General features: G+C 46.6%; 9 protein-coding genes. 5 read left to right on the forward strand and 4 right to left on the reverse strand.

All coding sequences use genetic code 11. From position 1 onward, the window contains the following. Position 1 precedes the first annotated feature (1 nt). Complete coding sequence (locus ACJJI5_RS06005; protein ID WP_445355793.1) at positions 2-595, forward strand: hypothetical protein; 594 nt, start codon at positions 2-4, stop codon at positions 593-595. Positions 596-1,836: 1,241 nt separating this feature from the next. Further along, on the forward strand, positions 1,837-3,552 hold the full coding sequence (locus tag ACJJI5_RS06010; protein WP_445355794.1) for an AMP-binding protein: 1,716 nt from the start codon (positions 1,837-1,839) through the stop codon (positions 3,550-3,552). A 72-nt stretch (positions 3,553-3,624) separates the two neighbouring features. Here ACJJI5_RS06010 and ACJJI5_RS06015 read toward each other — a convergent pair whose 3' ends face one another. The 3 genes from ACJJI5_RS06015 to ACJJI5_RS06025 all read right to left on the reverse strand — a co-directional run bounded on the left by ACJJI5_RS06015 (position 3,625) and on the right by ACJJI5_RS06025 (position 7,085). After that, positions 3,625-3,915 (reverse strand): DUF1540 domain-containing protein, encoded by a 291-nt coding sequence (locus ACJJI5_RS06015; protein ID WP_444896253.1) that lies wholly within the window; start codon positions 3,913-3,915, stop codon positions 3,625-3,627. Between the two features lie 142 nt (positions 3,916-4,057). Next, entirely contained in the window at positions 4,058-4,597 is a 540-nt protein-coding gene (locus tag ACJJI5_RS06020; protein ID WP_445355795.1) for a GNAT family N-acetyltransferase, read from the reverse strand. 109 nt (positions 4,598-4,706) lie between these two features. Then, positions 4,707-7,085 carry an autotransporter domain-containing protein gene (locus tag ACJJI5_RS06025; RefSeq protein ID WP_445355796.1) on the reverse strand — a complete coding sequence of 793 codons (2,379 nt, stop codon included), beginning with the start codon at positions 7,083-7,085 and terminating at the stop codon, positions 4,707-4,709. Positions 7,086-7,511: 426 nt separating this feature from the next. Here ACJJI5_RS06025 and arfB point away from each other — a divergent pair, with 426 nt between their 5' ends. Beyond that, positions 7,512-7,931: an alternative ribosome rescue aminoacyl-tRNA hydrolase ArfB gene (arfB, locus tag ACJJI5_RS06030; protein ID WP_444915660.1), complete on the forward strand. Its 420-nt coding sequence runs from the start codon at positions 7,512-7,514 to the stop codon at positions 7,929-7,931. Between the two features lie 280 nt (positions 7,932-8,211). On the opposite strand, the gene ACJJI5_RS06035 is transcribed toward arfB, so the two are convergent. Further along, complete coding sequence (locus ACJJI5_RS06035; RefSeq protein WP_444915661.1) at positions 8,212-8,772, reverse strand: DUF2799 domain-containing protein; 561 nt, start codon at positions 8,770-8,772, stop codon at positions 8,212-8,214. Between the two features lie 246 nt (positions 8,773-9,018). Here ACJJI5_RS06035 and ACJJI5_RS06040 point away from each other — a divergent pair, with 246 nt between their 5' ends. Both ACJJI5_RS06040 and ACJJI5_RS06045 read left to right on the forward strand, forming a co-directional pair. After that, positions 9,019-10,440 carry an amidase gene (locus ACJJI5_RS06040; RefSeq protein WP_445355797.1) on the forward strand — a complete coding sequence of 474 codons (1,422 nt, stop codon included), beginning with the start codon at positions 9,019-9,021 and terminating at the stop codon, positions 10,438-10,440. Positions 10,441-10,912: 472 nt separating this feature from the next. Further along, positions 10,913-12,478, forward strand: coding sequence for a M28 family peptidase (locus ACJJI5_RS06045; protein WP_445355798.1), 1,566 nt, complete (start codon positions 10,913-10,915; stop codon positions 12,476-12,478). Positions 12,479-12,736 lie beyond the last annotated feature (258 nt).

Below are 12,736 nucleotides of genomic sequence, written 5' to 3' on the forward strand. Positions count from 1 at the left end.
TATGAATAAAGTTTTTATTGCTTCATTATTTTTTATTTTGAACTGTTCTGCATTTGCAGAATCTGAGATTCAATTTCAGGCCTCTGAAGCTGAGGTTGTCGCAAGGTCATTCGATATTGTAGAAGGGGAAGTTGTTAGTGGCACGGTTGAAAAGCCAGCGGGTGTGGGGACATGTTTTAGTTATGTATATGATCTTAAAGTAGAAAATAGCTTTAGGGGGAAGTATAAAGCTGGTGAGGTAATTAAGGTTGGTCTTAATTTGAATTCTATCGTGGTCGCACCGAATCAACAGCAGCTTATCGTTTTAATGGAGCCTTCTAAGGATTTTTTTAGGCATTGTGTTATCGCTGACTTTGGTGCAAGTCGTGTGGATAAAGTTGTATCGGAGCACCTTGTAGGTATATTTGAGCTTTTTTCTGTTGGGGGGGAGGTGGTTAAATTTAGAGGTGTCAGTTGTAATAGGAGTAAACCTATTTTATACGAGGATTTTGCAAGGGAGAGAAAATGGATAACAGGATCATGTTATGAGGCGATTGGGCGGTATCAAGACTTAGAGAAAGAAATAAAGAAAGTGGTGGAGGAAGGTGATCGTTAGTTTTTATTTTTGATGTCGGTGTTTTTTTAGTTTTATTATCTACAATGATTCTCTCCTGGATTCAGTCACTATTTTGAGGTCAAGAATATATTATGTTCCGGTCTATTATTTTTTTCTGTTTTCTTATTTTTTCATATGGCGCCTCTGCTGCCTCCACAATGTGCTCCCAATATGGCAATAAATTGGATGGGCTGGTTGGACCCGATTCGGGCACAGGCGATAGAGTATTTTCATCGCTTAAGTCAGAAGGTAATGAGTGTGGCTGTACATTTGTACGGTTTATTGAGGGTACAGCCGATGTCAATAAAGTTCTTTCGGTACTTATGACAGCAAAAGTAAGTGGGAATACTGTCAGAGTGGATTTTGCTGAGCCGAATAATTGCAATAGTGGAGTTAGAGTTTATCTTGAGTAATAGACTGTCAGTTAGTTTTCAATGAGTTTTCACTTTTAGGGCTGAATTTTTTCAAATGAAGAGTAAGTGTTTAATATTCGTAGTGAGCATCCTTGGTTTCACACAAAATGCATTCGCAATGTGTACTCAAAATGGTAACAGTTTGAATGGGTTAGTAGGGTTGGGCAGTAGCGGAACACTGGTTTACGCGGACGTGAATTCCGCATCCAATGAGTGTGGTTGCGATCGTTTTAGATTTCAGCCTGAGAATACCGATATTAAAATTGCTTTAAGTGTTCTTCTTTCTGCCAAGATAGCGGATAAAAAAGTGAGAATTGATATTGAAGAACCAGGTAATTGTAATACGGCAACTAATGTCTACCTTCAATATTGAAACTGCCAGTCTGTCCAGAGAACAGATTACATCCTAGAGCCTATTTAGATCCTCACGAAAATAATAAGCAAAGTCAGTACTTTCAATAATAAGGTTTGCACTTTTACGAAGGCTTAATATTTGGCTTATTCTGAATGCTGTACAGCATTCTGTCCCTCCCTCGCAATTTATATATTGGGCTTTTGATGGAAGCCCAATTTATCCTGGTAACATTTTGACTATTCAGTCCCTTTTGCACTGAAGAATAATCTAAAGTAAGTTTATCTATTAAGAATAACAATAAATTCAGGCTGCCATTCAAGTTGCAGTTGCTGCCAGTAGGGCCACTGTGCCACTTTATTGATGGTGTAGAAGGTTACAATCTTACTGAGGATTTTTTGAGGATATTTTCACTAATAAAGCCTGCTACTTAGTACCCAAATTACAAAAAACACAATAATGAGAGAGGACAAGCGATGACCCCGGAAGAAAAGTACGAGATGGTGAAGGACCTGCAACCCCTGGAGCTTCTATATCAAAGGGAGTTGCAACAGGCGGATACGGTCTTTCTTCGGCAGATGCAGCAGCGTCAATGGCGGGATTATACCTGGGGTGAGGTCATGGATCGGGCTCGCAGGATCGCTGGGTACTTACGGGCCCAGTATGAGCCCGGTGATCGCATCGCTATTCACGGTAAAAACTGTGCGGACTGGATCATCGTGGACGTGGGTATCATGTTAGCGGGAATGATCAGCGTGCCACTTTACCCTGGCCAATCTGTCTCCTCAATGACCTATGTTTTGCAGCACTCTGAATCGAAAATGCTTTTCTGTGGGGCCACCGACAATAATGCCGCTCTACAGGAAGTTGCTGATATGCTGCCCTCGGTCGCTATCCAGCGCTGTGAGATTCGTTGCGATCAGGACCTGGAAGCTCTCATTAAAGGTAGTGAGCGCTTTGAGGAGAAGCCGATCTTTAATCTGGATGATATTTTTACAATCATGTATACCTCCGGAACCACGGGTAATCCAAAAGGGGTTATGCATAGCTGGTCTTCAGTGGTTTTTGTCTCCCCAAATATGATTCGCGGTTATGGCATGGATGAAAATGACCGTGTTCTTTCTTATCTGCCCCTGGCCCACGCGGCAGAGCGAATATTGGTTGAATTCCACTGCTTGTATTCAGGCACTCCAATTCACTTCCCCGAGTCTTTGGATACTTTCTTAGAAGACCTAAAGCGTACGCGCCCAACGATGTTCTTCTCGGTTCCCCGGCTATGGACCAAGTTTAAAGAGGGTATTGATGAAAAAATCCCGCCGTCACTGCAAGAAGTGCTGTTGCGTATTCCCGGAATCAATACCTGGCTGAGAAAGAAAGTTCGCAGTGGTTTGGGGTTGGATGATGCAGAAATATTGGTTAGTGGTGCATCCCCCATTTCCATTGAGTTGCTTCGCTGGTACCACCGTATGGGAATGAAGGTGGCTGATGGTTATGGTATGACGGAGAACTTTATCTATGGCTGCTTTGCTCCACCTGGGGAAGATCCTGTGCCGGGGACGGTTGGTAAGCCTTATCACGGCTGTGAAGTTAAGATTTCTGAGGAAGGGGAGATACTCTTTAAGAGTGGTTCCTTGATGAAGGGATACTATCTTGAACCGGAAAAAACCGCGGAGGTAATACGGGACGGTTATTACCACACGGGTGATTCTGGATTTATTGATAAGGACGGTCTGGTACATATCACCGGGCGTATTTCAGAAACCTTCAAGACCAGTAAAGGCAAGTTTATTCAGCCCAGCCGACTCGAAGGATTTTTTGGTAATGAGACAATGCTGGCCCAGCTCTGTGTTCTGGGACACGGTATGGATCAGCCAGTAATGCTGGTGACTATCTCCGAGTCCGCTGAAAAATTACCACGTGGGGAAGTTAATGAGCATTTGCAGAAGCTACTGACTTCAGTGAATGATAAGTTACCGCAACATGAGCGAATTAAGGCTATCTTTATCACCAAGGAAGAGTGGACACCTCTTAATGAATTCCTCACGCCGACTTTGAAGATTAAGCGAAAGGTACTCGAAGCGAATTATCAGCCTTTATTTAAACAGCACGTGGATACCAAAGGGGTTGTATGGGAGCCGCGAGCCTCTGTTGGCGAAAGCTCAAAAGAGGCCTCATTAGAGCCTGTGAATTAATTGCCTTTCAATTAATAAAAAAAGCCCGGAAAATATTGAACCGGGCTTTTTTATTGGGTCTCTAGCGGACTGCTAATGGGTGTAACTCTGGCAGTGTTGGGACTTGCCTATCAGTCCAATTTGAATGCTCTCTGCTGAACACTCGAAGTCATCATTAAATTTACAGTCTTCCATTTTACAGGCTCCAACACCGGCGGTACGGGAGCTGCTTGTATGACGGGAGTTGGTGAAGAAAGTATCACAGTCGGGATCGGCACCGTCACCAATGGTAATTGCCCTGGCGTGGCAAGCATCGTTGGCGTTGTAAGCACATTGGCTGGCGGCACATCGACTGACTTCTGGCATATCGGTTGCGATAATCATGGCAGTCCTCTCCTTAATAGTAAGTTGGAGACTAGACCAGCATGGTTGCATGTCAATGAAAAACCACAGGGTCTGTGTGGTATTTTTATTTTGTAAGAACAGGCAAAGCTGTTATCGCAAATAGTTTTTGGGTGGATAACCTTTATTCCGAATAGGAATTTTTCTCCATTACTTCTTGCTGCCAAGCCAGTAACAATACTGTTTTCGTTTCACCGGGCAGCACAATTTCTTTTTCAGCACTTAAGCCCAGCTTCTTTAATAACTTAATTGAGGGCGTGTTACTGGGGTGTGCAATGGCGAGAATGCGTCGTAGGCCCAATTCCTCTCTCGCGTATTGCATGACAGCTTGTGCCGATTCCAGAGCGAAGCCCCGGCCGCGAAAATCAGGTAAAAAGGCAAAACCGATATCGATACCATCCAGTCCTGCGCGTTTGACTAATCCGCAGATTCCTATAGCAGTGCCATCTTTCAAGGACACCTTGTACATACCAAAGCCGTGTTCCCGATACATGGCAACGGGGCCGTTCAGGATAAACTGGTAGGCGTCTTCCTTAGTACGCACGCCACGATCGCCAATATTTTGTAGGAACGCAGAGTCGTTGAGCAGTGACAGAATTAGGGTACTGTCTTGTTCTGCATTTATCTCTTGGATAATAAGATTGTCAGTCTCCAGCTTAAACATATGAGAATCCCTGTTTTTCCAACGCCAAAGTGGAGTGGGAAAGTTTTGGTGTTTGCAGATCAATAAGGAGGGGGGAGACTGTGCCCCCTGAAAGGGGGCACAGTGTTGCTTAGAAGCGGTAAGTCAAATTGACAGAGGCAGATTCAGTCGTTGGGCGGGAAGCGACAGTTGCGCTAACAGCGATAGCGTCAGCTGCTTGCCAGCGAATACCGGCAATCATACCCATGCCACCGTTGAAGATGCCCTCATCGACACTGGCGTAGCTTGGCATGGCATTCATATTGCCTTCCATGGATTTCACGCCAACCTCAATGGTGTCTTCTTCTGTGCCGTTATTATCTTCGTACCAGATTTCGGCGTAAGCGTTAATGGTATCCCAGCTCTTATTAGCGAAGGCACCAAAACGCATATTTCTAATACGGCGTTCTTGGTCGCCGTAGTGCATGCCGAGAGGGTCGAGCTCATTACCGCTCAAGTCGGTATAAGTGAAGCCCTCGATAGCGTCTTCGGTGTAGCCGTCTACATCAGTAGTGACCTTGGTAAAGCTTACAAATGGACCGAACTGGAAGGTCTCACTACTGAGTAGGTTGGCACCGGCTGTAATTCCCAGGGACAAGCTCTCGCCAGACGTATTGCCAGTCAGGTTGCCGTTGTAAGTGTCACCCAGAGCGACAGCGCGGCTGACGTCATCGTAATCTACATCGGTCAGGGTCGCGTTACTTTCGACAAAGAAAATGTCGTAGTGCATACGGCCAAAGACGCTGTAGTTGGTTGAAGTGGAGTCGATAGCAAGCTGTGAATTATCCACATCAATATTGGAGCGGCTCACTGCAAAACCGATTTCCGCATTGTCGCGCACGGCGTAAGTCAGGCCGAGAATATTGGAATAGCCATCTCCCCTGACATTGGCGGTGTAATCGGTATCGTAGTCGACGTTACCCAGGGAGCTACCGGCGAAAACGCCAGTCTGAGCGGTGCGGTAACGAACACTGGCCAAGCTCTCGTCAAGGCTGTTGGTGTGGGTGCGAGTAGCCTGGATTGCGATATCCGGCAGCTGACCGGCAACCTGAGCAGCATTCACGATTGCGGTGTAGTAGTCACCGAGGATTTCCTGACCAATTTGAGTGGGGTGAACACTGTCGTTGAAGATCAGCTTGTCTGCATCGGGGTCGGTGCCGTTAATGCCATAAACGGAGTGCTCAATACAGTCGTTGCCACTGCCGTCGTAACAGAACAGTTGGTTCTCTGAGGAGGATAAACCAAAGATGGTCGGGTTATTAAGGGCGACTTTCAGGATACCTGCTTGGTCAACCATCAGAACGCCGTCGATATCCTTGGCCTTAGCTAACAGTGCTGAGTTGAAGGTTTCAGAAGTAGTACTTGCTTCGAAAAGTATCTCTTCGAAGGCGGTGGCCAGCTTGGCATCCGCATCTTCCTGGGTCATCAGTCCAGCATCAACCGCAGCTTGCAGAGCCTCTGCATTGTCGCTGGAGTAAACGGCTTCATATGCAGCAGCGTAAACGCCAGGAGTTTTGCTGACATCGGGTACATTGGATACGAGGATGTAATTGGCACCTGCATCGGACAGGGCGCCAGCTGCGCTTGCCAGCATAGTTGACGCAACGTCTAGGTCCGCAGTGACTTCTTCGATGGTTGAGGTGCCAGCGACGACATCTTCGAAACCGCTGAGCAAGTCGTTACCACCGCCGTTTACCCAATAAAGAGCGTTGTGATCAGCACTTCCCAGAGTGCTTTCCAGGTAGCCCATTCCCAGTGGATGTGGGTTGCCCGAGGTTCCAGATGTGGCGATAAGACCAGCAAAGGTGCCTTCGATGGCATCGCTCATAGCGGCGGCCTGGGTCATCAGCTCGGCATAAGTAGCCATATCTCCCTCAGCCTTAGCTGCTTCTGCTTCAGCTACTAGTTGGGCTGCTGTGGCCTGTTGTACTAGCAATTGACCCAACAGTTGGGAGTCTGGATAGCTGGGCGTTAAGCCTTCGTCACCAGTGGTTGGCATCAGGGCGCTTAACAGGTTATGACGGCTCGGGTCAGCTTCCAGGCCATATGCTTGCAGGTAGGCCGCATAGTTGTCGGGGCCGATGATATTCATCAGAACATCAGCAGCTTTATGTCCACCTACGGCCCAGCCTGTACCAGCATTGCTCAAGCCAGCAGCAATCTGAGCAGTAACGGAAGCTTCAAGATCCTCTGCACTCAGTGAGGGGTCTACGGTGGGTAGGCAAAAGGAAGATTGCATACCTGCACAAGACGGTGTAACTGCACCCAAGCCGAGATTCTGGGATAAAAGACTAATTGCTACTTCACGATCGTCGCCACCATTGGTGAACACATCGTAGTTGCCAACATCAGTCAGACTGTCACCAAAGGCGATAACTTGGGAAAAGGCGGTGTCTTTAGCAAAAGCTGCAGAGCTTGTCATTGTTGCGAGTGCAATGGCCGCTGCGAGGCTACGCTTGGCGTTGTGCATGGTTTTCTCCTTGTCGCGGTAATCTCACACCCGCGGAGACATCGGGAGCAGTCCAGAGGAAACTACAGGGCGCGAGTCTTTATTGTTCTTTGCTCCAGTACTTCGAGGAAGCTGGGCAATGTTAGCGGATTTGACTGAGACTTGAAAATAAGTCACAAATCATCCCGCGTATTCTGGTCGGCCCTCAGGCCGCTTCACTAGCTTTTATTTGGCTGGCGCAATATTACTTAATGAGGGTTTCCCGGTAAATGAGGTTTACCCCCTGATATCCTCACTTTATAGAAAGCATTTTTCGGTATATTGATTTCTGTCAATGGCGAATTGTATCTGTGTAGTGGGACTGGTTAATAGCTGCACTATTTGGGCAAAATAGTCATAGAGTTTTGTATTTTTAGTAAAACGATGTAGCTCAGGCTTTGGATGTTTATGGTTTGTGGAAAAGGTAGGATATCGGTTTCTCAAGATGAAATTGAAATGAGTGCGATACGCGCTCAAGGCGCCGGTGGCCAAAATGTAAATAAAGTTTCCAGTGCAATTCACCTGCGCTTTGATATTCAGGCTTCTTCACTTCCTCAGCTAATTAAAGATGGCCTTTTGAAGCTCAAAGATCGGCGTATTTCTTCAGATGGAGTGGTGATTATCAAGGCCCAGAGGTTTAGGACCCAGGAAAAAAACCGCGCAGATGCCCTAGAGCGATTACAGGAGCTGGTGGATAAAGCCGCATTCAGGCCAAAGTTTCGTGTGGCTACCAAGCCCAGTCGAGGTGCCAAGGAGCGCCGTTTACAAGCAAAAAATCGTCGTTCTCAGGTGAAATCAATGAGGGGTAAGGTAAAAGATCAGCACTAATACAGTTCCCTAGAAAAGGGAAAAATTTTCACAAAGCTTTACTACCACCCGGCTTCTTAGTACGGATGTTCTAGTTGGTGGGTAGGGCGATATCTCAACTCTAGTGTAATCGAATCATTTGTAGAGCCGACCTATTTTTCTTTTCTCATATGAATTCCTAAGCTACTCACAGAGGGTGGCGTAAACCTGGGAAGGGTGTGTGCTGGTTGAAATAAGCTATATAGGTGTAAACCCCTGCGGACTAGAGTGACCGCAGAGGTATCCTCGATGGGGTAGAGATCTATAGGTAAGGAGAGCGGGCGAGGGCTTGCTGGTACTCTGCCTCCCGTTGCATTAGTTCGTATTGTAAGTCCGCTATTTCCATTCCTAGCTCAGAGTGCCTAACCTTTAGGCGAGCGACGTCAGCGATAAGTGTTACTCGTTCGGAATTGTCGATTGCTTCATCGACCAACAGTGCACCAATTTCTGTCATGTCATCGAGAATGTGTTCTCTCTCCAACTCCAAGTTGTGAATTGCCGACACAATTTCCTCAACGGCTGACTTGGCAAGAAAAATATCCTGGCCTGAATTGTACCCCCGCAGGAATAACCCTTCGAGGTCCGCGGGGCAGACACCGTTATAGTGGTTACCGGAGCGCCCTTGGTCAAATCCGCGCAGCTCGGTACAAAAAAGCTCCAGCCCTTCACCTCGCCCATCCCGGTAAGCATTAGTATTGACCGTTACGCCATATTTTGCACAGGATTCGCGGCGTCTCCCCAGGTAGGATAAGTCCCTGCCCGCTGCGCCATCCTCATACCCGATTGCCTGCCAATCTGCGACATAACATTCATCTTCACTCATGGTGGCACACCCTGAGATCGAGGTTGCTAAAAATATGAGGAGGGCAATTGTAGAAGTAGACTTCACGGTGGTTTTCCATCTCATTAGTTTTGCTACAGCCTACTCAAGTGATCCTGACTGGCAGCTGAAGCGCTAGTTTCATATGGCCATTATGTTAACAAATTGCTACCAACAGTGGCGCCGATAATTTTCCGCTGACGACTAATCTGATGGTGTTAGGGGGCCGGTAATTGTGAGCTTGGGTCAATGAGCGATTTCGTTGGGATGACAGCTCTCGAGTTGTTACGCGGATACAGGGCGAAGTGTTTTTCGCCGGTTGAGGTTGTCGAGGGGCTACTCAATCAAATTGAGAAGCTAAATAGGCATGTCAGTGCTTTTTGTCTGATAGACAGGAAGACCAGCATTGCCTACGCACGGGACTCTGAGTGCCGCTATATGTCTGGTACTGTCAAAGGGTTGCTTGACGGAGTGCCGGTGGCACTAAAAGACGTTTTTTACACGCCGATGTGGCCGACAGTTTTCGGCTCCCAAATTATTGACCCAGAGACAACATTGGGTTGTGCGGCCCCTTGCATTGCGGCATTACAGCGCAACGGGTACACGCCAATAGGGAAAACCACGACACCGGAGTTTGGTTGGAAGGCGGTGACGGATAACGCCATAGACGGTATTACGAGAAACCCCTGGGATAGGGATAAGACATCGGGTGGTTCGAGTGGCGGGGCTGCGGTTGCAGTATCACTGGGATTGAGCCCTCTGGCTGTGGGGGCTGATGGTGGTGGATCTATCCGGATTCCGGCCAGCTTTTGCGGCACAATTGGGTTCAAACCGAGTTTTGGACAGGTTCCCCATTGGCCATTAGGTACCTTCTCCTCCCTGGTGCATGTGGGGCCCTTAGCATCGACGGTGGAAGACTGTGCACTGATGATGAATGTAATCAGTGAACCGGATCATCGGGATATCCGCGCAATACCTCGCCGGAAAATTGATTTCCTTGCAGCTACAGAGGGAAGGTTGATTGAAAGAACAGGAAAGTTGCGTATTGCTTACAGCCCCAGTCTTGGTTACGTAGCACCTGATCCCATGGTGGTGAGCAACGTTTCTGCTAGTGTAATGCACTTCCAGGAATTGGGTGCTGAAGTTGTAGAGGTTGACCCGGGTATTGATGATGCTAGTGCAGCTTTTGGCTGTCTATTTTGTGCGGGGATAGCGAGTATCTTTAGGGCGATGGATAGTACCAGGCGCCAACTGGTGGAGCCCCAATTGTTAGAGGTCGCAGAACAAGCGGACAAATTATCCTTACCTGATTATCTCGACGCGCTGAAGTGGCGAGATAACTTTGTCGAGCGATTACAGGAATTTTTTCTGAAATATGATCTGTTAGTGACCCCAACTTTACCTATTACCGCATTTAGTGCTGGGGTCAATGTGCCGGATAGTAATTCAGGCTCTCTATGGTATTCCTGGACACCTTATACCTACCCCTTCAATTTATCAGGCCATCCGGCAATATCAATCAATTGCGGTTTTTCAGCGAGTGGTCTGCCAGTAGGCCTGCAAATAGTAGGCAGAAAATATGCTGATGAGACCGTTTTATGTGCAGCCGCTGCTTTACAAAACCAGCAGGGATTAAAAAGGAGGCTTCCTGGTTGGGTAGATTCTGTGTGAGTTGCAATCTTAAAATTCTTCTTGTAGATCTAATTAAAATAAAGGGCTGAAAAACCCTTTAGTTCAGAAATTATTCCTAGTTCTATTTGCTATTAATAGTGTTTTTATATTCTATGTTTTTTGTGTATTTGTGATCCACTTAAAGTTTATTGCGGCTCTTACGCTGAAAGATGCCAAATTGTTTTAGTATTTATTTGAATGTGCTAGCTTTTCCTTGCCGGATTGGTCAATCCGGTTTTGTTTGTTCTCTCTGCGCTTTTCGAAATTCGAATAATAAAAATATTTCTGGATTGTCCGCGATTGTTTATAGGTATGGCCTGTAGTTCCATCCTCATTGATTTTTGTATTATTTGAATATTATTGAGATTCAAAACTGCTGTTTGTGCAGGCTTCTTGCATGTGTGTTTATTGCCTGCCTGTGTTTTTGAAATATCAGGGATTCGCAGGGGGCTAACTTAATGTGGAGAAGATAATGAAAAAAATTATTAGTAGGTCTTTAGTTGGGGTTCTTGCACTCCCCGGCGCTGTTATGGCAGAAGAGCTGTGGATAACTATAGGTAGTGATGGTTATAAAACCTTAAAGCAAAACAGTAGCCTGGTTGCCAAGCAACCACTCTCGATTCAAGGTGAGGAACGTAACGGAGTCACTATTCTAAAAGTTAATGAAAAGAATCTTTCCGAAATATCGACTCTGATGCATATCAACCATAACCGTTGTGGCGGCTTTATGGTACATGACTCATTGGAGGAAGCAGAAGCTGCCCAGATTTCATCGCTGACGACAACAGTGAATAACGTGATCGCTTACTCTATTGATAATGCAGATGTGGTTAACGCCCTGCAAGCAGAGATCTCAGAGTCTAATATACGGTCAACTATTCAAAGTTTGTCGAATTTTACTAATCGCTATTACACCACTTCAACCGGCGTGGATGGTGCTGAATGGATAAGGGATGAGTGGCAGGCATTAACGAATTCACGAAGTGATGCCTCTGTCGAACTTTATAGCCATAGTTGGGCGCAACCCTCTGTAATTTTGACGATTCAGGGGCAAACTGACCCGGATGAAATTATCGTGCTGGGGGCGCACCTGGATTCTACGGTCGGTTTTGGCACTGGTGAAGGTACGAGAGCGCCGGGGGCTGACGATGATGCGTCTGGCATAGCAACATTGACGGATGTCATTAATGCAATTGTCGCTACAGACTATAAGCCGGATAAAACGCTGGCTTTTATGGGGTACGCTGCTGAGGAAGTGGGGCTGCGGGGGTCAGATGATATTGCTAGCGATTACAAATCACAGAATAAAAATGTGATAGGTGCCTTGCAGTTGGATATGACTAATTACTATGGCTCAAATAGTGATATCTATATTATTGGAGATTACACCAATAGTGCCCAGAATAGCTTTCTTGAGGATCTGGCCCAGACCTACCTGAGCGGCCTCACTGTTGGAACAACTTATTGTGGTTATGCGTGTTCTGATCACGCATCTTGGTATAACCAGGGTTATCCGGTTTCCTTTCCTTTTGAGGCGACTTTTAATGGCTCAAACCCTTATATCCACACTTCAAGTGATACCCTCGCTAATAGTGGTGGAGATGCCAGTCATGCGGTGAAGTTTGGAAAGCTTGCTGCTGCCTATGTCGCTGAATTGGCCAAGGGTTATATAGGGGATGATCCGGGCCCAGACCCCGATCCGGACCCCGATCCCGATCCAGACCCCGGTGAGGAACAAACAGAAACCTTTAGTGGTGATGTGGGGCGAGGTTCGGAGGATCACTATGGACCTCTCAGTGTAACGCCCGGTACAGATTTTATCGCGGATATGACCGGTACTAATGATGCCGATCTATATGTCCGTTTTGGTGCGGCACCTACTTGGCGCTATTACGATTGCCGTCCCTATGAGGGAGATAGCTCTGAGAACTGTTCCTTAACCGTGCCAAGTGGTGAGAGTGAAGCCTATTTTATGGTGCGGGGCTACAGTCGCCTGGGATCGGATTATGAGGTTGACGTTACTTATACACCTCAATAGACGGTGCTGATTTCACCTATTTATTTTTTTAAGTGAACTCATTGCTGTCACTTTTGCTTCAGCCTTTCTAAAAGTCACGTTTGGCAGTTTTTGGCATTTGCTAAACGTGTACCCCCTCCTTTTAAAATAAATATTGCGACATTAATTTTTTGATTTGTTGGAAGTTGACATTTAATCGCGTAAAAGATCTACCCTAGGCGTGCACTAATTTCTGGCATGGATGCAATTAGACGGAACGTCAGTATGCCGCTTTTTTTG

The organism is Microbulbifer maximicatervae (SeqCode) (assembly GCF_052467955.1).

Coding starts and splice junctions, on each gene's coding strand:
- ACJJI5_RS06005 (WP_445355793.1), top strand. CDS start 2: ATGAATAAAGTTTTTATTGCTTCATTATTTTTTATTTTGAACTGTTCT.
- ACJJI5_RS06010 (WP_445355794.1), top strand. CDS start 1,837: ATGACCCCGGAAGAAAAGTACGAGATGGTGAAGGACCTGCAACCCCTG.
- ACJJI5_RS06015 (WP_444896253.1), bottom strand. CDS start 3,915: ATGATTATCGCAACCGATATGCCAGAAGTCAGTCGATGTGCCGCCAGC.
- ACJJI5_RS06020 (WP_445355795.1), bottom strand. CDS start 4,597: ATGTTTAAGCTGGAGACTGACAATCTTATTATCCAAGAGATAAATGCA.
- ACJJI5_RS06025 (WP_445355796.1), bottom strand. CDS start 7,085: ATGCACAACGCCAAGCGTAGCCTCGCAGCGGCCATTGCACTCGCAACA.
- arfB (WP_444915660.1), top strand. CDS start 7,512: ATGGTTTGTGGAAAAGGTAGGATATCGGTTTCTCAAGATGAAATTGAA.
- ACJJI5_RS06035 (WP_444915661.1), bottom strand. CDS start 8,772: ATGAGTGAAGATGAATGTTATGTCGCAGATTGGCAGGCAATCGGGTAT.
- ACJJI5_RS06040 (WP_445355797.1), top strand. CDS start 9,019: ATGAGCGATTTCGTTGGGATGACAGCTCTCGAGTTGTTACGCGGATAC.
- ACJJI5_RS06045 (WP_445355798.1), top strand. CDS start 10,913: ATGAAAAAAATTATTAGTAGGTCTTTAGTTGGGGTTCTTGCACTCCCC.